At 62.2% G+C, this 20,831-nt stretch carries 24 protein-coding genes and 1 tRNA gene; 18 read left to right on the top strand and 7 right to left on the bottom strand.

All coding sequences use genetic code 11. The annotated features are described in order from the left end of the window. Nucleotide 1 precedes the first annotated feature (1 nt). On the bottom strand, nucleotides 2-346 hold the full coding sequence (locus tag ACSQ8R_RS05060; RefSeq protein WP_436252378.1) for a cupin domain-containing protein: 345 nt from the start codon (nucleotides 344-346) through the stop codon (nucleotides 2-4). Nucleotides 347-422: 76 nt separating this feature from the next. Beyond that, entirely contained in the window at nucleotides 423-1,706 is a 1,284-nt protein-coding gene (locus ACSQ8R_RS05055; protein ID WP_436252377.1) for an O-acetylhomoserine aminocarboxypropyltransferase, read from the bottom strand. A 125-nt stretch (nucleotides 1,707-1,831) separates the two neighbouring features. Here ACSQ8R_RS05055 and ACSQ8R_RS05050 point away from each other — a divergent pair, with 125 nt between their 5' ends. Then, entirely contained in the window at nucleotides 1,832-2,257 is a 426-nt protein-coding gene (locus ACSQ8R_RS05050) for a DUF6455 family protein (protein ID WP_436252376.1), read from the top strand. Nucleotides 2,258-2,277: 20 nt separating this feature from the next. Here the strand turns inward: ACSQ8R_RS05050 and ACSQ8R_RS05045 are convergent, their stop codons facing one another. Then, nucleotides 2,278-2,706, bottom strand: a complete 429-nt coding sequence (locus ACSQ8R_RS05045) for a CoA-binding protein (protein ID WP_436252375.1) — start codon at nucleotides 2,704-2,706, stop codon at nucleotides 2,278-2,280. 87 nt (nucleotides 2,707-2,793) lie between these two features. On the opposite strand from ACSQ8R_RS05045, the gene ACSQ8R_RS05040 reads away from it, so the two are divergent. From ACSQ8R_RS05040 to rpsI, 3 genes are all read left to right on the top strand, one after another. After that, entirely contained in the window at nucleotides 2,794-3,144 is a 351-nt protein-coding gene (locus ACSQ8R_RS05040) for a hypothetical protein (protein ID WP_436252374.1), read from the top strand. Nucleotides 3,145-3,954: 810 nt separating this feature from the next. After that, nucleotides 3,955-4,419: a 50S ribosomal protein L13 gene (gene rplM, locus ACSQ8R_RS05035; RefSeq protein ID WP_210011467.1), complete on the top strand. Its 465-nt coding sequence runs from the start codon at nucleotides 3,955-3,957 to the stop codon at nucleotides 4,417-4,419. Nucleotides 4,420-4,421: 2 nt separating this feature from the next. Next, nucleotides 4,422-4,889 (top strand): 30S ribosomal protein S9, encoded by a 468-nt coding sequence (gene rpsI / locus ACSQ8R_RS05030; protein WP_037080614.1) that lies wholly within the window; start codon nucleotides 4,422-4,424, stop codon nucleotides 4,887-4,889. A 67-nt stretch (nucleotides 4,890-4,956) separates the two neighbouring features. Here rpsI and ACSQ8R_RS05025 read toward each other — a convergent pair whose 3' ends face one another. Further along, complete coding sequence (locus ACSQ8R_RS05025; protein WP_436252373.1) at nucleotides 4,957-5,418, bottom strand: Lrp/AsnC family transcriptional regulator; 462 nt, start codon at nucleotides 5,416-5,418, stop codon at nucleotides 4,957-4,959. A 180-nt stretch (nucleotides 5,419-5,598) separates the two neighbouring features. On the opposite strand from ACSQ8R_RS05025, the gene ACSQ8R_RS05020 reads away from it, so the two are divergent. From ACSQ8R_RS05020 to argC, 3 genes are all read left to right on the top strand, one after another. After that, a complete protein-coding gene (locus tag ACSQ8R_RS05020; RefSeq protein ID WP_436252372.1) occupies nucleotides 5,599-6,390 on the top strand; it encodes a phenylalanine 4-monooxygenase in 792 nt (263 codons plus the stop codon). Nucleotides 6,391-6,473: 83 nt separating this feature from the next. Beyond that, nucleotides 6,474-7,424, top strand: coding sequence for an agmatinase (speB, locus tag ACSQ8R_RS05015; protein WP_436252371.1), 951 nt, complete (start codon nucleotides 6,474-6,476; stop codon nucleotides 7,422-7,424). 73 nt (nucleotides 7,425-7,497) lie between these two features. Continuing rightward, the gene (gene argC, locus ACSQ8R_RS05010) at nucleotides 7,498-8,430 is read left to right on the top strand and encodes an N-acetyl-gamma-glutamyl-phosphate reductase (RefSeq protein WP_436252370.1); all 933 of its coding nucleotides are present in this window, start codon (nucleotides 7,498-7,500) and stop codon (nucleotides 8,428-8,430) included. A gap of 130 nt (nucleotides 8,431-8,560) precedes the next feature. Here argC and ACSQ8R_RS05005 read toward each other — a convergent pair whose 3' ends face one another. Together ACSQ8R_RS05005 and ACSQ8R_RS05000 are read right to left on the bottom strand one after the other, a co-directional pair. Continuing rightward, nucleotides 8,561-8,968, bottom strand: a complete 408-nt coding sequence (locus tag ACSQ8R_RS05005) for a DoxX family protein (RefSeq protein WP_436252369.1) — start codon at nucleotides 8,966-8,968, stop codon at nucleotides 8,561-8,563. Nucleotides 8,969-9,124: 156 nt separating this feature from the next. Continuing rightward, entirely contained in the window at nucleotides 9,125-10,225 is a 1,101-nt protein-coding gene (locus tag ACSQ8R_RS05000; protein WP_436252368.1) for a COX15/CtaA family protein, read from the bottom strand. Between the two features lie 143 nt (nucleotides 10,226-10,368). Here ACSQ8R_RS05000 and ACSQ8R_RS04995 point away from each other — a divergent pair, with 143 nt between their 5' ends. Both ACSQ8R_RS04995 and ACSQ8R_RS04990 read left to right on the top strand, forming a co-directional pair. Continuing rightward, nucleotides 10,369-10,581 carry a DUF2842 domain-containing protein gene (locus ACSQ8R_RS04995; RefSeq protein WP_210011459.1) on the top strand — a complete coding sequence of 71 codons (213 nt, stop codon included), beginning with the start codon at nucleotides 10,369-10,371 and terminating at the stop codon, nucleotides 10,579-10,581. A gap of 118 nt (nucleotides 10,582-10,699) precedes the next feature. Then, nucleotides 10,700-11,947, top strand: coding sequence for a GNAT family N-acetyltransferase (locus tag ACSQ8R_RS04990; protein WP_436252367.1), 1,248 nt, complete (start codon nucleotides 10,700-10,702; stop codon nucleotides 11,945-11,947). A gap of 4 nt (nucleotides 11,948-11,951) precedes the next feature. Here the strand turns inward: ACSQ8R_RS04990 and ACSQ8R_RS04985 are convergent, their stop codons facing one another. Beyond that, on the bottom strand, nucleotides 11,952-14,180 hold the full coding sequence (locus ACSQ8R_RS04985; RefSeq protein WP_436252366.1) for a GumC family protein: 2,229 nt from the start codon (nucleotides 14,178-14,180) through the stop codon (nucleotides 11,952-11,954). A gap of 186 nt (nucleotides 14,181-14,366) precedes the next feature. Here ACSQ8R_RS04985 and ACSQ8R_RS04980 point away from each other — a divergent pair, with 186 nt between their 5' ends. The 9 genes from ACSQ8R_RS04980 to ACSQ8R_RS04940 all read left to right on the top strand — a co-directional run bounded on the left by ACSQ8R_RS04980 (nucleotide 14,367) and on the right by ACSQ8R_RS04940 (nucleotide 20,616). Next, nucleotides 14,367-14,951, top strand: a complete 585-nt coding sequence (locus ACSQ8R_RS04980) for a polysaccharide biosynthesis/export family protein (RefSeq protein ID WP_436252365.1) — start codon at nucleotides 14,367-14,369, stop codon at nucleotides 14,949-14,951. Between the two features lie 7 nt (nucleotides 14,952-14,958). Continuing rightward, complete coding sequence (locus tag ACSQ8R_RS04975) at nucleotides 14,959-16,119, top strand: glycosyltransferase family 4 protein (RefSeq protein WP_436252364.1); 1,161 nt, start codon at nucleotides 14,959-14,961, stop codon at nucleotides 16,117-16,119. Between the two features lie 81 nt (nucleotides 16,120-16,200). Continuing rightward, nucleotides 16,201-17,754, top strand: coding sequence for an undecaprenyl-phosphate glucose phosphotransferase (locus ACSQ8R_RS04970; RefSeq protein ID WP_436252363.1), 1,554 nt, complete (start codon nucleotides 16,201-16,203; stop codon nucleotides 17,752-17,754). Then, a complete protein-coding gene (locus ACSQ8R_RS04965) occupies nucleotides 17,751-19,022 on the top strand; it encodes an O-antigen ligase family protein (RefSeq protein ID WP_436252362.1) in 1,272 nt (423 codons plus the stop codon). Before ACSQ8R_RS04970 ends, ACSQ8R_RS04965 begins: the two co-directional genes overlap by 4 nt. Nucleotides 19,023-19,053: 31 nt before the next feature. After that, entirely contained in the window at nucleotides 19,054-19,347 is a 294-nt protein-coding gene (locus tag ACSQ8R_RS04960; RefSeq protein ID WP_436252361.1) for a helix-turn-helix domain-containing protein, read from the top strand. Between the two features lie 74 nt (nucleotides 19,348-19,421). Next, nucleotides 19,422-19,571 (top strand): hypothetical protein, encoded by a 150-nt coding sequence (locus tag ACSQ8R_RS04955; RefSeq protein WP_436252360.1) that lies wholly within the window; start codon nucleotides 19,422-19,424, stop codon nucleotides 19,569-19,571. A 103-nt stretch (nucleotides 19,572-19,674) separates the two neighbouring features. Then, nucleotides 19,675-19,863, top strand: coding sequence for a hypothetical protein (locus tag ACSQ8R_RS04950; RefSeq protein ID WP_436252359.1), 189 nt, complete (start codon nucleotides 19,675-19,677; stop codon nucleotides 19,861-19,863). A 173-nt stretch (nucleotides 19,864-20,036) separates the two neighbouring features. Continuing rightward, complete coding sequence (locus ACSQ8R_RS04945) at nucleotides 20,037-20,360, top strand: hypothetical protein (protein WP_436252358.1); 324 nt, start codon at nucleotides 20,037-20,039, stop codon at nucleotides 20,358-20,360. A 179-nt stretch (nucleotides 20,361-20,539) separates the two neighbouring features. After that, nucleotides 20,540-20,616 (top strand) — tRNA-Pro (locus tag ACSQ8R_RS04940). Nucleotides 20,617-20,831 lie beyond the last annotated feature (215 nt).

Here is a 20,831-nt window from a genome sequence, read left to right as displayed (position 1 = left end):
ATCACACCTTGATGACGTAATCCTTGCGAGTCGTTTCAACGACTTCCCAGGTTCCCTTGAACCCCGGCCTGAGGATCATGCTGTCGCCGGCGGTCAACTGGACCGCCTCGCCACCCTCCTCGGCGACGATCGAGTGGCCGGAGAGGATGTGGAAATACTCCCACTCCTCGTAGACGATCCGCCACTTGCCGGGCGTCGCTTCCCAGATGCCGGCATAGAGCCTGCCTTCGGCTTCCTCGAAATTCCAGGTGCGGAATGTCGGGGTGCCGGAGACCAGCCGGTCCGGTGCCGGGGCGCCCTCTTCGGGTTCGATGACGGAGAGGTCGAATTTGATCCAGGCGCTCATTGTTTGACGCTCTCCTTCATCATCGGTTCGGACGATCGGCGGTTTCGGCGCCTGACGCCGAAACCGCCATGTCATATCACATCTTCGACAAGGCCTGGTCGAGGTCGGCGATGATGTCGGCGGCATCCTCGATGCCGATAGACAGGCGCACCACGTCCGGCCCGGCGCCGGCGGCGATCTGCTGTTCTTCGGTGAGCTGCCGGTGCGTCGTCGAGGCCGGATGGATGACCAGCGAGCGGGTGTCGCCGATATTGGCGAGGTGGGAGAAAAGCTGCAGGCTTTCGACCAGCGTCTTGCCCGCCTCATAACCGCCGGTGACGCCGAAGGTGAAGACCGAGCCGGCGCCCTTCGGCGAATACCGCATCTGCAGGGCGTGGTTGGGGTCATCCTCCAGGCCGGAATAGCTGACCCAGGCGACTTTCGGATGCGCCTTCAGCCATTTGGCGACGGCCGCGGCATTGTCGGAATGTTTCTGCATCCTGAGCGGCAGCGTCTCGATGCCGGTCAGGATCATGAAGGCGTTGAAGGGCGAGATCGCCGGACCGATATCGCGCAGGCCAAGTACCCGGCAGGCGATGGCAAAGCCGATATTGCCGAAAGCCTGGTACAGGACGATGCCGCCATATTCCGGGCGCGGCTCCGAGAGCATCGGATAATTGCCCGATTTCGACCAGTTGAACGTGCCCCCGTCGACGATCATGCCGCCCATGGAATTGCCGTGGCCGCCCATGAATTTGGTCAGCGAATGGATGACGATATCGGCGCCGTGTTCGAGCGGGCGAACGAGATAGGGGCTCGCCATCGTGTTGTCGACGATGAGCGGAATGCCGCGCCGTTGCGCCACCTCGGCGATCGCGGCGATATCGACGAAGGTGCCGGCGGGATTGGCAAGGCTCTCGATGAAGATTGCGCGGGTGCGCTCGTCGATACCGGCCTCGAAACTCGCGGGATCGTCGGTATCGGCCCAGCGCACCTGCCAGTCGAAGTTCCTGAACGCATTGCCGAATTGGTTGATCGAGCCGCCATACAGCTTGCGCGCCGCGATGAAATTGTCGCCCGGCTGCATGATCGTGTGGAAGGTCAGCATCTGCGCCGCATGGCCGGAGGCGACCGCGAGCGCCGCGGTCCCCCCTTCGAGGGCGGCCACCCGTTCCTCCAGCACCGCCTGGGTGGGGTTCATGATGCGGGTGTAGATATTGCCGAACTGCTGCAGGCCGAAAAGTGCGGCTGCGTGGTCCGCGTCGTTGAAAACGAAGGATGTCGTCTGGTAGATCGGCGTCGCCCGCGCCCCGGTCGTCGGGTCGGGCTGCGCGCCCGCATGCACGGCCAGCGTCGAAAACCCCGGATTGAGTGTCGGCATTTTAGTCCCTCCCCTTGAAATGGCGCTCGCGTTGATAGCGCTGCAACAGACCCCGGCGGTTGATCACGATCAAGGTATATCGTTCCCCAGAACCTATCCTCCGAGGAAATAGAGAGGAGTTCACAATGGGCAACACGATCCCTACCCCGGAAAATCTTACCGACAGGCTCAAGCGCTGGTGTTCCGCCACATGGGCGGCGATCAACGAGGCGAAACTTCTCGCCAGCCTCGATGACGAGACCGTCAAGCTCCTGGCGCAGGACAACGCCCTGTCGGAGCAGGAACTGCGCGAACTGATCGCCAAAGGCCCGCATGCTGCCGACGAGATGCTGGCGCTGATGAAGCTGCTCAACATCGATCCGGAGGAAGCCAGGCTGGAAGAGCCGGCGGAATTCCGCGAGATGAACATCACCTGTGTCCATTGCGGCGAGAAGACCCGCTGCCGGCGCGAACTGGCCGACGGCAGCGCCGCCGCCGATTTCGCAAGCTTTTGCGGCAATGCCGAGCTGCTCGACGACATGCGCAGCCGGCCGGAACTGCTCGCCAAATAACCCCGGCTTAGGCGGCCCCCTCAGGCAACCAATCGGGGATACTCGATCGCCGGGCAGCGGTCCATGACGACTTTGATGCCGGCGGCTTCGGCCTTTTCGGCGGCCTTGTCGTCACGCACGCTGAGTTGTCCCCAGATCACCTTCGGCCTGGTTTCGAGCCCTATCGCCTCGTCCACGACACTGTCCAGATATTCAGCGGCGCGAAAAACGTCGACCATATCGACCGGCTGCGGCACGTCCGCCAGCGTCCTGTAGACCGTCTGGCCGAGGATCTGCTTGCCGGCCTGGCCTGGATTGACGGGAAACACCGTATAGCCCTTGGAGATGAGGAACCCCATGACCCGATTGCTCGGCCTGTCGGGATTGGGGGACGCGCCGAGAAGCGCGATCGTCCTGGTGCCCTTCAGGATCTCGGCGATATAGGCATTGTCGTAATGGTCATGGTTCATGACGGTGGCTCCCGCAATCGTGTACCTCTGGCGGCGCACCGCTTCTGCGCTATGTAAGTCCGGGTCTCGCCAAAAGGGATGAGGATCATGAAAAAAATTCTCGGCTTCCTTGCAATCATGGCCTCCGGCACCCTCCTCTCGGGCGAGCCGGCCGCCGCGATATCGCGCTACAACTCCACCGGGATGTCCTGCGCCGCCGTGCAGCGGGCGATCGGCCGGGAGGGCGCGGTGATCCTGCGATATCCCTCCCGCAACAAGGCGGGGATGACGCTCTACGACCGCTATGTCATCGACAGCGGCTACTGTGACGGCCACGAGTTCGCCGATCGCGCGACTGTGCCAACCTCGGACACACCGAGCTGCCCCGTTCGCGCCTGCAAAAGAAGACCCGATCCGGAAGATTGTTTTCCTCTACAGGCAGGCTGCCTGCGATTTTAGGCGGCTTCCTGAGTGAAAAAATCGAGAAAGCTCAGCATGCTGAAGTTCGCCAAAGGTTCACAGAATATTCTTCTTTTGTGCAGGCACATATTAGCACCATCTTATGGTTGAATTAGAAAGTGCTACTAGATTTCAGTAGGCAAAATTGGGTTTCCGAACATTTGTCAGTTTCCTCCCTCCACGGTGCACCGTACTGAAACATGAGCACCTGACAGCTATCCTGCCTAGCAGAATCCACTTAAAACGCATCCGGAAAGCACGGACCGGGTCAATTTTCTCATCGCTCGCCGTCCTCGATTGATACAACTCAAGATATAAATCGAACGAGCGATAGGCACGATGGGTGGCGCAACTCGGCCTGCCGTGTCGGCAGGTCTTTCGGGGCGTCCGGCTGCGGTTCGCAACAGGGATTTGCCGCGAGACGGATTTCCGGCCTGCGGGTATCGGATGGGTTTTCTTTCCCATCGGCAGAGACACGGGGGGAGACGCCCCTCGCCGGATGCCCGCTTTGCCCGCCGCGGCGGGCAGAACCAGCAATTGGCGCATCAAGGATGCCTTATTCCGCTCAGAAAATTGTGGTACCATGAAACCACATGCGTAAGTCATTGATTTTACTATATCTATTTTTCACTCCTGAAGAGCCATCACCTTGACGCTTTCGGACTCCCTCGGTATAAGCCGCCCCAGATCGCGGACCCTCTCGGCCCGCTTTCTTTTTGCCGGCCCCGGCCAAGGCAATCCAAGCAACAAAAAACGCCCTGCATTCGAACCTTTCGAGTGTCACGGGTTCCAGATGAAAGAGTTAAAAACATGTCAACCTTCGTTCAGAAGCCCGCCGAGGTGGAGAAGAAGTGGGTGATCATCGATGCCGAAGGCCTCGTTGTCGGTCGCCTCGCCACCATCGTTGCCAACCGGCTCCGCGGCAAGCACAAGGCCACCTACACCCCGCACGTCGACGATGGCGACAACGTCATCATCATCAATGCGGAAAAGTGCGTCCTCACCGGCAAGAAGTATTCCGACAAGACCTATTACTGGCACACCGGTTATCCGGGTGGCATCAAGGAGCGCACTGCGCGCCAGATCATCGAAGGCCGCTTCCCGGAGCGCGTCATCGAGAAGGCTGTCGAGCGCATGGTTCCCCGTGGCCCGCTCGGCCGTCGCCAGATGAAGAACCTGCGCGTCTACGCCGGTTCCAACCATCCCCATGAAGCACAGCAGCCGGTCGCTCTCGACGTGGCATCGCTGAACAGCAAGAACGTAAGGAGCGCCTGATAATGGCCGATCTTTCCTCCCTGAAGGACCTCGCGCCGGCTTCCGAAGCTGCCGCTCCGGTCTATGTCCGCAAGGTCGACAGCCTCGGCCGCTCCTACGCGACCGGCAAGCGCAAGAACGCTGTCGCCCGCGTCTGGGTCAAGGCCGGCACCGGCAAGATCACGGTCAACGGCCGCGACTTCTCGACCTACTTCGCCCGTCCGGTCCTGCAGATGATCCTGCAGCAACCGGTGATCGCCGCTGCCCGCACCGGCCAGTTCGACATCGTCGCGACCGTCACCGGTGGCGGTCTCTCCGGCCAGGCCGGCGCCGTTCGTCACGGCGTTTCCAAGGCACTCACCTACTTCGAGCCGGGCCTTCGCGGCGTGCTCAAGAAGGGTGGCTTCCTGACCCGCGACAGCCGCGTGGTCGAGCGTAAGAAGTACGGCAAGGCGAAGGCCCGCCGCTCCTTCCAGTTCTCGAAGCGTTAATCGCTTCCGGATCTTTGGACTTTCAAAAGGCGGGGCTTCGGCTCCGCCTTTTTCGTTTGGGCTTTCCTCAGATCGGCAGTTCGGTCGTCGATTTCAGTTCGCGCAGGACGAAGCTGGAGACCACATTGCGCACATGCGGATTGCGCATCAGGTGACGGGTCATGAAGGCCTCATAGGCCTCGACATCGCGCGCCCTGATCTTCAGCATGTAGTCGAAGGTTCCGGAGAGCGCATAACATTCCATGATCTCCGGCCGGTCGCGCACGACCGCCGCAAAGGCCTCGATCGCCTCCTCGTGGTGATCCTCGAGCGTCACATGGGCGACGATGCAGAGTTTCAGGTCGAGCTTTGCCGGATCGAGAAGTGCCACCCGCTTTCGGATGACGCCCTCGGCCTCCAGTTCCTGGATCTTGCGCCAGGCGGTGCTCTGCGACATGCCGGCTTTCTCCGCAAGGTCGGCGAGCGACGAACCGTCGCCAGCCTGCACGAGTTGCAGAAGCTTGCGGGCGGCCTGCAGGTTTTCTTTCATAATTTCCTCTCCTTCCGAGATATTCTCCCACTATTCAATCTTAATTCGGCAAAACTGAAATGTTTATCCGCATTTTCGGAGATATAATGGTGATCTGACAGCCGGCGGCTGGAGCGCCGCGGTTCATTCCAGCGAGGAACGGCCAGCGAGGAACGGCCAGCGAGGAACGGGAGGTCGCGCATGAGCAAGCAAAGCACCTATACGGCGGCCCTGCCGGATGCGGACGGCGTCTATCACTACACGAGCGAAGAAGACCGGATCTGGAGCGAACTCTATCAGCGACAGATGACGCTTCTGGCCGACAAGGCCTGCCGGGAATATCTGGAGGGCGTCAAGGCGCTCGGGCTGAAACCGGACAAGGTGCCCCAGCTTCGCGATATCGACCGGCGCTTGAACGAGACCACCGGCTTCGGCGTGGAGGGCGTCCCCGCCCTCATTCCGCCCTCGCGCTTTTACGAATTGCTCTCCCAGGGCAAGTTTCCGCTGGCGACGTTTATCCGCCGGCGCGAGCATATCGACTATATCGAGGAGCCGGACATTTTTCACGAGGTGTTCGGCCACTGCCCTCTCCTGACCAACCAGAGCTACGCCAATTTCGTGCGCCGTTTCGGCGAAAAAGCCGTCGGGCTCGGCAAGGAATACTCCTGGCACCTGTTCCGGATCTTCTGGTTCACCGTCGAATTCGGCCTGATCGACACGCCGCAAGGGCGACGCTGCTTCGGCGCCGGCATCGTCTCCTCGCCCAACGAGACGCGGGCGGCTATGGAAGGCAGGGACGCCGAATTCCGGCCCTTCGACCTCATGACGGTGCTCAGAACCCCCTACCGCATCGATATCGTCCAGCCGATCTACTATGTCATCGACAGCTTCGCGCAGCTGGAATCGATCATCGAGGAGGATATCGGCGCCCGCATCAAGGAGGCCAAGGCGCTGGGGGATTTTCCGCCGGTGTTCGAAGCCAAGGCTTCCTGAGCGGGAGGAATTCTCTCCCGTCCGGGCTTGCCTTGCCTGGCCTTATTGTCCAACGTCCCGCCACTCAAGGATGGAGGGACGCCATGGCAAACAAGACCATCGACCATGCCTTCACGGCAGGGAACCTGACCTCGGCCGCATCGGATCCGACCTTTGCGGGCGCGCTGTCGTTCATGCGCCGCCGCTTCACCAAGGATCTGGCGGGCGCCGATACGGTTGTGTGGGGCATTCCCTTCGATGCCGCGACCTCCAACCGGCCGGGCGCGCGGTTCGGGCCGCAGGCGATCCGGCGGGCCTCGGCGATCTTCGACAACGATCCGCAATACCCGTTTGAGCGCGATCTGTTCGCCGAAATGGCCGTCATCGATTACGGCGACTGCCTCATCGACTACGGCAACCACCAGAAGACGCCTGATGCGATCGAGGCCCAGGCGAATGTCATTCTCGACAGCGGCGCCTTCCTGCTGACGCTCGGCGGCGACCACTATGTCACCTGGCCACTCCTGAAAGCGCATGCCGCCCGGCACGGGCCGCTGGCGCTCGTCCAGTTCGACGCCCATCAGGATACCTGGCTGGACGACGAGGGGCGCATCGACCACGGCTCCTTCGTGGCGCGGGCGGTGCGGGCCGGCATCATCGATCCTGCCCGGTCGATCCAGGTCGGCATCCGCACCCATGCGCCGGAGGATTTCGGCATCCGCCTTCTCTACGGCCATGAGGTCGAGGAGATGACGGCGGCCGAACTCGCCCGGGCGATCCTCGATCACGTCGGCGAAACGCCGACCTACCTCACCTTCGATATCGATTGCCTCGATCCCGCCTTTGCGCCGGGCACCGGCACACCGGTCGCCGGCGGGCCTTCGAGCGCGAAAATTCTGTCGGTCCTGCGAAAGCTTGGGGGCCTCGATATGCGCGGCGCCGATGTGGTCGAAGTGGCGCCGGCCTATGACCATGCGGATATTACCGCCATTGCGGGGGCGACGGTTGCGATGTATATGCTCGGGCTTCGCGCGGAACGACGCGCGGCCCGTTAATTTTCTGAATCAACTTGCTGGTAAACTGAATCCGACGCTCAATCCAAGGCACTGATCTAACAGGATAATGACCATGACAGCGAAAATCTTCATCGATGGCGAACACGGAACCACGGGACTGCAGATCCGCACCCGCATGGCCGGCCGCCGCGACGTCGATCTGCTGTCGATCCCGGAAGCGGAGCGGCGCAACGCCGCCATGCGCGAGGATCTCCTGAACAGCGCCGATATCGCCATCCTCTGCCTGCCGGACGATGCGTCGCGGGAGGCCGTGACCATGCTTGCCGGCAACAACAGGGTGCGGGTGATCGACACCTCGACCGCCTTCCGCGTCGATCCTTCCTGGGCCTATGGCTTTGCGGAAATGGAGAAGGCGCAGGCCGACAAGATCAAGGCATCCCGCCATGTCGCCAATCCGGGTTGTTACCCGACCGGCGCGATCGGCCTCATCCGGCCGCTGCGCGCCGCCGGCATCCTGCCCGACGGCTATCCGGTCACGGTCAATGCCGTCTCCGGTTATACGGGCGGCGGCAAGCAGATGATCGGCCAGATGGAAGACCAGTCGCGCGAAGACGCGATCTCTGCCAACAACTTCCTCTATGGCCTGCCGCTCAAGCACAAGCATGTGCCGGAGATGAAGATCCACGGCCAACTCGACCGTGCGCCCCTCTTCTCGCCGTCGGTCGGCCGCTTCGCGCAGGGCATGATCGTCCAGGTGCCGCTCTTCCTCGAAGACCTGAAGGACGGCGCGACGATCGAAGGCATCCACAAGGTGCTGGTCGAGCATTATGCCGGCCAGGACATCGTCACCGTCGTGCCGCTCGAAGAGAGCAAGGCGCTGCCCCGCGTCGATGCGGAAGAGCTGGTCGATACGGACACGATGAAGCTCTTCGTGTTCGGCACTCCGGGCGGCGCGCATGTCAATCTTGTCGCCCTGCTCGACAACCTTGGCAAGGGCGCTTCGGGTGCTGCCGTCCAGAACATGGACCTGATGCTTTCGGCCTGATGGCGGGAAGCTTTTCCTTTCCTGACGACTGGCGGATCGAAACCGCCAGCCCCCAATCCATTCGACCTGACGCGTGACCGCTTCGCCTGTGGCCGCCGCGGTTCTTAGTGTGCTGCGGCAGGCTTGAAGCTCAAGCGAACCTGCGCTTGAACCCCAGATGGATCGCAAGTGTCTCGCCTGGGCCGTGCACGGCGGCAAACAGCAGGCCGGCAAAAAAGGTGAAGTGATCGACGAAAAAGCCGAACTCCGCCTGGTTGGCTTGCCAATGGCTCGGACCATGGAAGGCGAAAGCCAGGAAGATGACATAGACGCCGGCGAGCAAAGCGGCTTCGGAGAAGAAAGCGCCGGTCAGGAATGCGAGGGCCAGCCCCACCTCGAAGATCGCCGCACACCAGGCGAGGAACAGCGGGAACGGAAAACCCGCGCCCGAGATGAAGACCGCGGTCGCCTGCATGTCGAGAAACTTGAACGTCGTCGCCATGACGAACAGGCCGCCGAAGATCAGCCTTGCGACGAGAATTGCGATTGTCCTTGCCATAACCCTGCCCTCTCCTTGGCCGAAGCCCTTGAACTATGCCTCAAGGACGGGCGATGGACACGATCTCCGACATGGGAGCGTGATTTTTTCACAGAGAAAAGGCGGACGGAATTCGATCCGCCCGCTTCCGCGGGTATTGGGCAATGTGCCGGGAGATCAGCTCTGCGTAACGATCGCGGTCTCCGGCGGATATTCGCCGACGAAACCGCGCCAGTGGGCGACGGCGAAGCCGAGCACGATCAGCGCGGCAGCCTGGTGCGTCAGCGCCAGATCGAGCGGCACCTGCATGACGAGCGTCGAGATGCCGATGATCGCTTGGCCGGTCACCAGCCCGAACAGCAGGACGGAACGGCGGGCATGGGTCGAGCCCGGGGCAAGCCGGAGAGAAACGATCATGTGCACGAGAGTGGCGGCCCACAGGACATAGGCCCCACAGCGGTGGACGAACTGCACCGTCTTCGGGTTCTCGAACAGGTTGATCCACCACGGCTGCCGGACGAAGAGATCGGCCGGCACCAGGGCGCCGTCCATAAGCGGCCAGGTGTTGTAGGAAAGGCCGGCATCGAGCCCCGCCACCAGCGCGCCGAGATAGATCTGGAAGAGCACGAGGAAGGCAATCCCGCCGGCCGCCCATTTGGATCTTGCGGTCGGCGGAAGGTCGCGGCTGTGCGGCGTGAGCCCCCGCATGATCCAGATACAGGCGGCGAAGATCAGACAGGCGATGACGAGATGGGTGGCGAGACGGTATTGCGAGACGCTGACCAGCTTGGTGAGGCCGGAGGACACCATCCACCAGCCGATGAAGCCTTGAAAGCCGCCGAGCGCCAGCAGGCCGACCAGCGGTCCGCGCAGTCGCTTTTCGATGCGGCCGGTGAACCAGAAGAAGATCAGCGGCAGGGCGAAGACCATGCCGATCGAACGGGCGAGGAAACGATGCGCCCATTCCCACCAGAAGATCGACTTGAACTCCTGGACGGTCATGTCCTTGTTGATTTCCTGATATTGCGGGATGCGCTGGTAGAGGCGGAACTCCTCGTCCCATTCCGCAGCCGACAACGGCGGGATGACGCCGTGGATCGGCTTCCATTCGGTGATCGAAAGGCCGGAATCGGTGAGCCGCGTGGCCCCGCCGACCAGGACCAGACAGAACAGCGTAAAAACGACGACGCCGAGCCAGATGCGCACCGCCTTGCGGTCGCGCTCGCGGCGCTTGGTGTGGTTCAGGACATCGATGATCACAGCATCGGTCGCCGACATGGGTATGCTCCTGTCGCTCAAGCCAAGAGGACGCGGCATAGGGCGGGCATCCATCAAGCATTTCGCGTTGCTTTGCCCCATCAACCCATGCAAAACAAGCCCCGGCGCTTTGCGGCATGCGGTCGCGGATAGGAGAAGACGTATTGGTCCCGCGTTTGAGAAGTTTCATCGGCACGATCCTGATCATCATCCTGGTGATCTTTTATGCGCTTGCCGCAACGACCTTCGCGACGCTGCTGCTTGGCACCGCGCCCTGGTGGGTGCATTTCCTCTACTTCCTGATCAGCGGCCTCCTCTGGATCCTGCCGGCCATGCTGATCATCAAATGGATGGCCGGGCCACGGCCGAAACCGTGATCCGTTTACCCGCGGTTAACCAGCGGCAGCGGTTTCGCAGCGCTCAAGCCCGGCGGTAAACCGATTTTTGGTGCCCTCCCCCTATCTTGCCGGCCAAACGGCATCAGCGGGCGAAGCCATGCAGCAGCAGAAAATCCACCACGAAGAGCAGATCGGTAACGTGGTTCTCCCCGAAACCGATGATCCGTCGATCCGGCTCTGCGAACTCACACTCGTTTCGACCGACGATCCACGCTCCGTAGAGGCGGAATGGCGGCGCCTCGAAGGCCTCACCAGGAACTCCCTGCATCAGGGTTTCGACTGGTGTCTCGCCTGGGCCCGGGCGCATCGGAGCGAACTCGTGATCGTTCAAGGCGTCCTCGACGGTCGCACGCTCTTCATACTGCCGCTCGAAATCATCCCGGAACGCCGCGCCCGGATCGCCCGCCTGCTCGGCCACCGGTTCAACAACATCAATACCGGCCTTTTCGATGCCGAACTCGCCGACCCCGATGCGGAGGAGTTGCAGAATTTCGCCTATGCCCTGAAGCTCGCGCTCTCGGACAAGGCTGATCTGGTCCTGCTCGACAATATTCCGCTCGTCTGGCGCGGCATACGACATCCGCTGTCGCCGCTTGCCTCGATCGCGAACCAGAACCATTCCTTCCAGCTACCGCTGTTTCCGAACTTCGAGGCGACGCTCGCCCAGCTGAACGCCAAGAGCCGCCGCAAGAAGTTCCGCTCGCAGAGCCGCAAGATCGAGGCGATCGGCGGTTATGATCATATCGCCCCGACCGATCCCGCCGAAAAACACGCGCTGCTCGATATCTTCTTTCGCCAGAAAGGCGATCGGCTGAGACTGTTCGGCCTGCCGGACGTCTTCCAGCTGCCCGGCATCCAGGATTTCTTCCACCGCCTCATGGATGTCCCGACGAACGGAACCGATACGCCGCTGACGCTGCATGCCATCCGGCTGCGCGGCGAGCACGAGGGGCATATCGCGGCGATTGCCGGCCTGTCGCGCAAGGGAGATCATGTCATCTGCCAGTTCAGCTCGATCGACGAGACGATCTGCCCGGAGGCGAGCCCCGGCGAATTGCTGTTCTGGCTGATGATCGAGCAGTCCTGTCGCGAGGGGGCCTCGGTGTTCGATTTCGGCGTCGGCGATCAGCCATACAAGCGCAACTGGTGCACCCAGGAAACGGTTCAGTACGATATCCTGCTGCCGCTGACCTGGAAGGGTTCGCTGATGCGGCCGCTTCTGATCGGGGTGACCAAGGCGAAGGCGGCGATCAAGCGCAATCGACATCTCTATGCGATGGCGCAGCGCTGGCGGTCCCGCCGGTGCCCGAAAGCGTCGGAAGCTCCCGCCTCCGACGCGGAGTGATCCATCAGGCGGCGCGGCGCTTGCCGGGGCGCGGCGAGTGCCGGTCGCCCGCTTGCGCCATCACCAACAGGTTGCTGTAGCCGGCAGCTTCGAAATCGGTCACCAGCTCGGCGACCTCTTCATCCTTGAAACCCGGAACCGACAGGACGATCTCGGCCATCGCGTTGCGGGTCAGGCGCGAAATGCCGGCGATCTCGGCCGGGCCGCATTCGATCAGCACCAGGTCATAGGCATCCGCCAGCGCATCGATGATCATCGACAGGCGATCGACGCCGCGCATGGCACGCGCCGGGTCCGAAGCGCCGTGCGGGATGATATGCGCGTCGGAGAGCCGGTCCGGATGGATCGCGTCGCCGAAGGCGGTCTCGCCGCAAAGAAGGTCGGTGATGCCGGGAAGTTTCGGATCTTCGGTCATCAACTCGGTCGGAGTGGCGGAACCGGTCATATCGACCAGTACGACGGTGCGGCCGCGCTCGGCGATTTCGCGGGCAAGCATGACGGTCGCGGTCGAGCCCTCGTCACCGCCCGGTGAAATAGCGATCGCGACAGGCACATCGTGGCGTTGCAGGTAATGCGCGACGGAACCGATGGTGAAGCCGCGGTCGTCGGCCTCCGCCACGACCTCCTCCGCTTCGCCCTCCTTCTCGGACAGCGACTGTTCGGCGATCTTGGCATAGGCGAGCGCTGCCGCATTCTTCGCGCTTTCACGGGCAGGTTCCGGCCGGTCGAAACGGGCGGCCTCGGCCTGCATCTGATGGACCGGCAGCGGAGCGGCCGCAGCGGGTGCGGGTGCGGCAAGGTCGAGCACGAGATCATCCTCGCCGTCACGAACGCCGGAGGGGCGCAGCGCGCGGCCGGAGAAAAGCTCGATGACGATGACGATCAGGCAGCCGAAAATGAGCGTCGCGAGCGAGACGACGATGACGATCGGGATGATCTTCGGGAAATAGGGTTCCGACGGTTCGACGGCCTTCGAGACGACGCGGGCGTCGGCCGGGCTCGAATTGCCCTCGAGGCGGGAACTCGCCTCGCGGTAACGGGCAAGATAGGTTTCGAGAAGCTGGCGCTGGGCGGCGGCCTCGCGTTCCAGGGCACGCAGGCCCACTTCCTCTTCGCCCGCCTTGGCGGAATCCGCCTTCAAGCCGTTGAGCTGGCCTATCAACTGGCGTTCACGGATGCGCGACATTTCGGCTTCGTTGTCGAGGCTCGCGAGGATCTTCTTGGTCTCGCTCTCGATCTGCTGGCGGATGCCGGAAAGCTGGCCGCGCAGGCCTTTCAGCCGCGGATGGCCTTCGAGCAGCGAGGTCGAGGAATCGGAAATCTGCGCCTGAAGATTGGCTTCCGCTTCCTTCAACCGCTGGATGACCTGCGAACCGACGACGTCGCTCAACGTATCGGAAGCACGACCAGCCTTCAGAGCGGCACGGACGTTTTCGGCGCGGGCCTCCGCATTCGCCCGCTCGCCACGGATGCGGGCAAGCTCGGTCGAAATGTCGTTGAGCTGCTGGGTCGAGAAACTGTTGGTCTCGGTGGTCTGGAACAGGCCGTTGGAGGAGCGGTAGTCCGCCACCTTCTTCTCGGCCTCCTTGACCTTCTGGGTCAGGTTGGCGATTTCCGGCTCCAGCCACTTGGCGGTCTCGGAATGGGTGTCGAGCTTTGCGCCGCTCTGGATCTGGAGGTAGACGTCCGCCATCCGGTTCGGGATGTCGGCGGCAAGCTTGGGATCGCGCGAGGAGAACTCGATGGCGATGACGCGCGAATTCTCGACCGCATAGACATTCAGCTTGTCGCGGAATTCCTGGATCACCCGGTCTTCGGGATCAAGCTTCATCGGATCCTGTTTCAGGCCGATCAGAACCAGCGGATCAGGCAGCAAGGACTGTGCAGCCGGATCGAATTCCTTGAGCTTGGCGAGGTTGAGGTCGCGGGCGACCCGCTTGATGAGATCGGTCGATTGCAGCAGCTGTGCCTGGCTGGTGATGTTGAGCGAGTCCAGCAGCGGGTCGTTGGCCTGTGCGGCCGCATCCCCTCCCGAGAGGTTCGGCGAGCGGGATTCGATCAGCAGCCGCGTCTCGCCCTTGTAGCTGGGCTTCATCAGGCTCGTGCCGACCAGTGCGATCGCGGCGGCGACGATCGTCGCGCCCAAAATCCTGCCCTTGCGTTCCCAGACCGCCGAAATGACCCGCCCGAGGTCGATATCCACGTCCTGATTGCCACCGTTTACGCCTGACATGATACGCTCCAACTGATCGGTTTCGGCAAAGAGTAAAGGATCATGGTAACGCGAGGGTTAATGGCCAAGTACAGTACCGGCACCCCAAGAAAATCCTCATATTCCCGGCCTCTTTACCGGGCATTAACCCTAACGGATCGATAACGGGGGCAGATGGTATGAACAGCCGGAGCCTCGACCGCGGAAATGTCCTTCGCCCCCTTCAAACGCGTGATGGCCAAACAGGCGCTGGCGTTAGCTCTCGCTGCGACGGCGCTTGCCGGCTGCACGAGCTATGCGCCCGCCCCGAAAAGTTTCCAGCAGGCAACCATTCAGCCATACAGGCTGGATAGCGGCGACCGGCTGCGCGTCAGCGTCTTCGAGCAGCCGGGCCTCACCAATACCTATACGGTCGATCAGGCCGGTTACATCGCCTTCCCGCTGATCGGCCAAGTGGCAGCCCGCGGCCAGACGCTGCCGGCGCTCGAAGGCTCGATCGCGTCGCGCCTGAAGCAGGGTTATCTGCGCGATCCGGACGTTACCGCCGAGATCGACCGCTACCGCCCCGTCTTCGTCATGGGCGAAGTCGGCCGGCCCGGGCAATATTCCTACGTGCCGGGTATGACCGCCCAGAACGCGATCGCGATCGCCGGCGGTTTCACCTCCCGCGGCAACCAGCGCGATGTCGATGTCACCCGCAAGATCAACGGCCAGGTGATCACCGGCCGCACCGTCATCTCTTCCACGGTGCTTGCCGGCGACACGATCTACGTCCGCGAGCGGCTGTTCTGACCGGTCCATGGCGGAAGGCGCTCCCTTGCGGATACTCCACTGCTTCAGGTCGCCCGTCGGCGGGATTTTTCGTCACGTGCGCGATCTCGTCGAGGAGCATCGGGCGGCCGGCCACGAGGTCGGCATCCTGTGCGACAGCTCGACCGGCGGAGCCCATGAGGACCGCCTCTTCGACAGCATCCGGCCGCTGCTTTCGCTCGGCCTCACCCGCATTCCGATGCGGCGCGCCATCGCCCCTTCCGATTTCGGGGCGATATACAGGAGTTACAAACATATCAAGAGCTTGCAGCCGGACATATTGCACGGGCACGGCGCCAAGGGTGGCGCCATTGCCCGGCTGATCGGCTCAGCCCTGCGGGTCAACAGGTATCGCGTAGCCCGCCTCTATTCGCCGCATGGCGGCAGCCTGCATTTCAGCCGGTCGAGCCTTTCCGGCCAGGCCGTGCTGCGGCTGGAACGTTTCCAGGAGCATTTTGGCGATGCGCTGGTGTTTGTCTGCGACTATGAGCGGCGGACCTACGAGGCCAAGGTCGGCAAGCCGCGCAAAGTCTCCCGCATCATCTACAACGGCATCAAGGATGCCGAGTTCGAGCCCGTTGCGACCGAGCCGGCGGCACCGCATTTTCTCTATATCGGCATGCTGCGCGACCTCAAGGGGCCGGATGTCTTCATCGACGCCTTCGCCCGCACCGAAAGGGCGGTCGGTCATCCGCTTTCCGCTCTGATGGTCGGCGATGGCCCGGATCGCGACCGCTACGAGGCGATGATGGCCGAGCGCGGGCTTGGCCGCCGTATCCGGATGAGGCCGGCCATGCCGGCGCGCGACGCGTTTGCCATGGCAAAGATCGTCGTCGTCCCCTCCCGTGCCGAGGCGATGCCCTATATCGTGCTCGAGGCCCTGGCAGCCGGCAAGCCGGTGATCGCCTCGCGCGTCGGCGGCATTCCCGAAGTGCTCGGCGAGACCAGTGCAGCACTTGCCCTTCCCGGCGACGCCGGGGATCTGGCCCGCGTCATGACGGAGGCGATCACCACCCCCGGCTGGCAGGAGGCGGTGATGCCCAAACCCGAAGCCTTCAAGGCAGTGTTTTCCGCTTCGGTCATGGCCCGAGAAATGCTCAACCTGTATCAAGATCTGACCGGTTTGAGGCCCGATCCGGGCCGCGGCTAAAGGCTTCCTTCACCTCTTTTTGTTAAGCGTTTCCCATATCTTCCTGCGCCGACGGGCCGGGAAGGCCAAAGGGATCGGTCCATGAACCAGCCGAACAAGTCCGAGCAGTTCGATGTCGAAAGCCTTCGCAAGAAGGTTTCGGAACTCCGCGCAGCCGACGAAAAGCACGATCCGGCCAATGCCACCGTGCTCAATCCGTTTGCCCGCCAGATCGCCGAGCAGTTCCGCGACGACAGCTATTCGCCGGCGATGCTGATCGGTCTGTTCCGGTTGTTCGAGCTCCTGGCGATGCTCGCCATCGGACTTGGCGTCGGCGCGCTTTTCGCACCGATCGATCTTACCGGCTTTTTTGCCCGCTTCGCGCTCATCGCCTGGGGCTCGACACTCACGGTCCTGCTTCTGCAGGTCGCCGACACCTATCAGATCCCGGCGCTGCGCGGCGCCTCGCGCAGCGCCAAGCGGGTCTTCGTCGGCTGGGTGATCGGTTTTCTGCTGACCGCGTCCACCCTCTATCTCGTCGAACCCAAGCCCTATCCGCTTGCCGGCCTTTTCGCCTGGTTGGCGACCGGCGCCAGTTTCCTGTTCCTGGAACGACAGCTCACGGCCTTCGCCATCCGTCACTGGGGCCGCAACGGCGTGATGGAACGCCGCGCCATCATCGTCGGCGGCGGCGAACCGGCCAAGCAACTGGTCCGCCAGCTCGAGCAGCAGCCCGACAACGACATCCGCATCTGCGGCATATTCGACGACCGCAACAGCGAGCGTTCTCCGACCGTGGTCGCCGGTTATCCGAAGCTCGGCACCTTCGCGGAGCTCATCGAATTCGCCCGCCTCGCCCGTATCGACATGCTCATCATCGCGCTGCCCGCGACCGCCGAGGCCCGCATCCTGCAGCTGCTGCGCAAGCTCTGGGTGCTGCCGGTCGATATTCGCCTCGCCGCCCATGCCAACCGCCTGCGCTTCCGCCCCCGCTCCTATTCGCATGTGGGCGCCGTGCCGATGTTCGATATTTTCGACAAGCCGATCCGCGACTGGGACTCGGTCGCCAAGCGCGTCTTCGACATCGTCTTCTCGGTGGTCGGCCTTCTCCTCACCTGGCCGATCATGCTGGCCGCGGCAATCGCCGTGAAGGCGACCTCGAAGGGGCCAATCCTGTTCCGCCAGAAGCGCCACGGTTTCAACAACGAGATCATCGACGTCCTGAAGTTCCGCTCGATGTACACCGATCTCGGCGACCAGACGGCGGTCAAGGCCGTCACCAAGGGCGACCCGCGGGTCACGCCGGTCGGCCGCTTCCTGCGCAAATCCTCGATCGACGAACTGCCGCAGCTGTTCAACGTTTTGCGCGGCCAGCTTTCGCTCGTCGGCCCGCGCCCGCACGCGGTGCTCGCCCAGACGGGTGAGCGTAAATATGTCGATGTGGTCGAGAGCTATTTTGCCCGCCACCGGGTCAAGCCGGGCGTCACCGGCTGGGCGCAGATCAACGGATTGCGCGGCGAGCTCGACAGCGACGAAAAGATCCGCGCCCGCACCGCCTACGACCTCGACTATATCGAGAACTGGTCGCTGCTTTTCGACCTGAAGATCCTGTTCCTGACGCCGATCCGGCTGCTCAACACGGACAACGCCTATTGAGCGCGCTCGACTATAGCCGACCGGCCGGTCACCCAGTGGGTTTCGACGGCCGGCTTGCCGCCGTGAAGCTGGCCGGTTCCGGCCTGATCGCTTTTGGCGTCTTCCTTTCCGGCTTCGTCATTTCCGAGCCTGCCCCTTACGAACTGATCATGGTGATCCAGATCGGCATCTGGTTCCTGCTCGGCCTGAAGATATCGCGTACCGTCGCGCCGCTTCTCGTGATGCTGCTGACGTTCAACATGAGCGGCCTGTTCTCCATGTTCGTCATGAAGGACATGAGCGAGGCGCCGATGTATTTCGCCGTCTCCACCTTCCTGGCGCTGAGTTCGGTCTTTTACGCGGCGATCATCGAGAACGACCACCGGCGCCTGAACCTGATCTTCAAGGCCTGGGTGATCGCCGCGATCATCACCTCGTTGCTCGGCGTCCTCGGCTATTTCAACGCCTTTCCGGGCTCGCATGTCTTCACCCGCTACAATCGCGCCATGGGCGCCTTCCAGGACCCGAACGTCTTCGGCCCCTATCTCGTCGCCCCCCTCCTCTACCTCCTCTACCGGTTGCTGACCGGACGGCTGGTGAAGGCACCGATGCTGATCGCCGGCATCCTCGTCCTCGCGCTCGGCATCTTCCTCTCCTTCTCGCGCGCGGCCTGGGGCCTTCTCATATTTGCCGGTATCGCGCTCGTCATCGTCATGCTGCTCAAGGAGCGCACGACCGCCTTCCGGTTCAAGATCCTGGCGATTGCCGGCGGGGCCGCGATCTTTCTCGTCCTGGCGCTGGCGATCGCGCTGCAGTTTCCGCAGGTCTCCGACCTGTTCACGAACCGCGCCAAGCTGGTACAGGACTATGACGGCGCCCGCCTTGGCCGCTTCGAGCGTCACAAGATCGGTTTCCTGATGGCCATGGAGCGGCCGCTTGGTCTCGGCCCCATGGCCTTTGGCAAGATCTTCGGCGAGGACGAGCACAATATCTGGCTGAAGACGCTGACCACCTACGGCTGGCTCGGCGCAATCACCTATCAGATCATGATCTGGTCGACGCTCTGGTTCGGCTTCCGCTACATGCTGCGTGAACGCCCGTGGCAGGCCTATCTGATGATCGCGTGGGTGATGATATTGGGTCATGCGATCATCGGGAACGTTATCGACACCGACCACTGGCGGCATTTCTACCTCCTGCTCGGCATCGTCTGGGGCTGCATTGCGCTTGAACACCGCTTCATCCGGTCGCAGCGACGATTCCCTTCGCCGACGGCCAGCACTGCTTGACTTTGAGGCCCGGCGCTCCAGATCTTGTGGTATGCTGACGGTTTCTCAACTCCGCGCCGCACGCGCGATGACAGGAATGACGGTGGAGGAACTCGCCGCCGCATCCGGGCTTTCCAAATCCGTGATCGAAGAAGCCGAGGCCTCTCATGTCTTCGCGAACGCAGCCGTCACCGATCGGCTACGCTCGATATTTGAATCAAAGGGCGTGCTTTTCCTTGGCGCGGGCGAGGACGATGCAGGCGCCGGGCCGGGGTTGAGGCTGCGACAGCAGTTTCATGACGAGGGAATCCGCCCCCAGAACCTCAACGCCGCCAACGACGACTGAAATCGCTGCGACGCGGGAACTCTTTGAGATCTCACGCGTTTCCCCGCGCACAGACGATATGCAGGGGGTTACGCATGACACGCACGAACAATCTCTATCTGGTTATCGGCGCTTTGCTGATCGCCGTCGTTGGGCTTGGTTTTTACGTCTATCGCGAAGAAACGAAGCCGAAGGGCGTCGAGCTCAGCATCGGCCAGGATGGTATAAAAGTCCAAGAGAAGTGAGGGTTCGTTAGAGGATACATTTTTAACGATAGAAGCTCAGAGTTGTCCGGAACAAAATTCACCATGTGAATTTAGTTTCAAATAAGCAAGAAAGGGGATCGTTATGAGCACGCATGTGAATCTCGACGAGATCGACAGTAAAGGCTTGAAGAAGGTCTGGAGCGTTGCCGAATTCGCCAAGCGCTATCGCCTTGACCGTGGCGAGGAAACCCGCCTGCTGAAGCTTCTCGGGCCGTTTGCGTCCCAGCAGGAACTGCTGATGAATGCCAGCCGCGCGCCGCGCTTCCGCTAGACATCCTTTATTGAGTCTTTTGCCCAGCTTCCATGCCGAAGTCGAGCATGGCCAGCGCTGGTTTGCACGCAAAATCTCCCTTCTCAGGAACCTTTGCAATCCTCTGCCAGTTGGTCTGTCGTAAACCAATTGGCGCTTGGGCGGTCAAACCGCCGCGCGGAAGGAGGATAACCATGATCAGACTGATTTCGCACACCGGGCTTGCAGTTGCCCTCTCGCTGGGCGCCCTCGGCGCCTTCTCCGTTCCCGCTTCCGCACAGGATATCCAACTGCGCGTCGGACCAGATGGCGTGCGGCCGATGATCCGCGACCGGGACCGCGATTATGATCGTCGCGGCTGCAGTCCGGGTGAAGCACGTGCCGCGGCCCGCGACGAAGGTTTTCGCGACGCCCAGGTCGTCCGCGTGACGAGCCGCAGCATCACGGTGGAGGGCTTCACGCGCAACGGGCCGGATCGCATCACCTTCGCCAACCGCCGCGGCTGCCCGGAAATCTGACCTGTCGCCGAGGCTGATCGCGCAACCGGCCTCGAAAGCCGCGCCCGAATTCCGGACGCGACTTTTATGTTCACCGGCACATTCTTGTGCCGGCCATCCTCTTTTTCTTCCGATCAAGGGATTTTGAGCTTGCGCCGCGATAGCGGAGCGACTAGGGAAAACATGCTCATCGAGCAGGTCGGGGCGTAGCGCAGCCCGGTAGCGCACTTGACTGGGGGTCAAGGGGTCGTCGGTTCAAATCCGGCCGCCCCGACCAATTAAATCCCCTTGAAATCTCAGTCAAAACAACAAAGCGGACGTTCCTCCCGAAACAGGGAAGCAGAGCAAACACCGCTCAAAATGCGAAATTGGAAGCAGCAAGCTCCGGTGTTCCCAGACATCATCCCAAAATGTTCCCGTTCGCGCCAGAAACACGCCCCTAAGCCTGCGCTAAAGCAATCTTGACGCTATTGACGTGAGATCGGCGGAAAG

Origin of the sequence: Neorhizobium sp. LjRoot104, from assembly GCF_964253725.1 — a bacterium.
Classification (GTDB): domain Bacteria; phylum Pseudomonadota; class Alphaproteobacteria; order Rhizobiales; family Rhizobiaceae; genus Neorhizobium.
This window is presented reverse-complemented; position numbering and strand designations above follow the sequence as displayed.

What these genes read in the sequence shown, in the direction of transcription:
- ACSQ8R_RS05060 (WP_436252378.1), bottom strand. Translation starts at nt 346, where the DNA reads ATGAGCGCCTGGATCAAATTCGACCTCTCCGTCATCGAACCCGAAGAG.
- ACSQ8R_RS05055 (WP_436252377.1), bottom strand. Translation starts at nt 1,706, where the DNA reads ATGCCGACACTCAATCCGGGGTTTTCGACGCTGGCCGTGCATGCGGGC.
- ACSQ8R_RS05050 (WP_436252376.1), top strand. Translation starts at nt 1,832, where the DNA reads ATGGGCAACACGATCCCTACCCCGGAAAATCTTACCGACAGGCTCAAG.
- ACSQ8R_RS05045 (WP_436252375.1), bottom strand. Translation starts at nt 2,706, where the DNA reads ATGAACCATGACCATTACGACAATGCCTATATCGCCGAGATCCTGAAG.
- ACSQ8R_RS05040 (WP_436252374.1), top strand. Translation starts at nt 2,794, where the DNA reads ATGAAAAAAATTCTCGGCTTCCTTGCAATCATGGCCTCCGGCACCCTC.
- rplM (WP_210011467.1), top strand. Translation starts at nt 3,955, where the DNA reads ATGTCAACCTTCGTTCAGAAGCCCGCCGAGGTGGAGAAGAAGTGGGTG.
- rpsI (WP_037080614.1), top strand. Translation starts at nt 4,422, where the DNA reads ATGGCCGATCTTTCCTCCCTGAAGGACCTCGCGCCGGCTTCCGAAGCT.
- ACSQ8R_RS05025 (WP_436252373.1), bottom strand. Translation starts at nt 5,418, where the DNA reads ATGAAAGAAAACCTGCAGGCCGCCCGCAAGCTTCTGCAACTCGTGCAG.
- ACSQ8R_RS05020 (WP_436252372.1), top strand. Translation starts at nt 5,599, where the DNA reads ATGAGCAAGCAAAGCACCTATACGGCGGCCCTGCCGGATGCGGACGGC.
- speB (WP_436252371.1), top strand. Translation starts at nt 6,474, where the DNA reads ATGGCAAACAAGACCATCGACCATGCCTTCACGGCAGGGAACCTGACC.
- argC (WP_436252370.1), top strand. Translation starts at nt 7,498, where the DNA reads ATGACAGCGAAAATCTTCATCGATGGCGAACACGGAACCACGGGACTG.
- ACSQ8R_RS05005 (WP_436252369.1), bottom strand. Translation starts at nt 8,968, where the DNA reads ATGGCAAGGACAATCGCAATTCTCGTCGCAAGGCTGATCTTCGGCGGC.
- ACSQ8R_RS05000 (WP_436252368.1), bottom strand. Translation starts at nt 10,225, where the DNA reads ATGTCGGCGACCGATGCTGTGATCATCGATGTCCTGAACCACACCAAG.
- ACSQ8R_RS04990 (WP_436252367.1), top strand. Translation starts at nt 10,700, where the DNA reads ATGCAGCAGCAGAAAATCCACCACGAAGAGCAGATCGGTAACGTGGTT.
- ACSQ8R_RS04985 (WP_436252366.1), bottom strand. Translation starts at nt 14,180, where the DNA reads ATGTCAGGCGTAAACGGTGGCAATCAGGACGTGGATATCGACCTCGGG.
- ACSQ8R_RS04980 (WP_436252365.1), top strand. Translation starts at nt 14,367, where the DNA reads ATGTCCTTCGCCCCCTTCAAACGCGTGATGGCCAAACAGGCGCTGGCG.
- ACSQ8R_RS04975 (WP_436252364.1), top strand. Translation starts at nt 14,959, where the DNA reads ATGGCGGAAGGCGCTCCCTTGCGGATACTCCACTGCTTCAGGTCGCCC.
- ACSQ8R_RS04970 (WP_436252363.1), top strand. Translation starts at nt 16,201, where the DNA reads ATGAACCAGCCGAACAAGTCCGAGCAGTTCGATGTCGAAAGCCTTCGC.
- ACSQ8R_RS04960 (WP_436252361.1), top strand. Translation starts at nt 19,054, where the DNA reads ATGCTGACGGTTTCTCAACTCCGCGCCGCACGCGCGATGACAGGAATG.
- ACSQ8R_RS04955 (WP_436252360.1), top strand. Translation starts at nt 19,422, where the DNA reads ATGACACGCACGAACAATCTCTATCTGGTTATCGGCGCTTTGCTGATC.
- ACSQ8R_RS04950 (WP_436252359.1), top strand. Translation starts at nt 19,675, where the DNA reads ATGAGCACGCATGTGAATCTCGACGAGATCGACAGTAAAGGCTTGAAG.
- ACSQ8R_RS04945 (WP_436252358.1), top strand. Translation starts at nt 20,037, where the DNA reads ATGATCAGACTGATTTCGCACACCGGGCTTGCAGTTGCCCTCTCGCTG.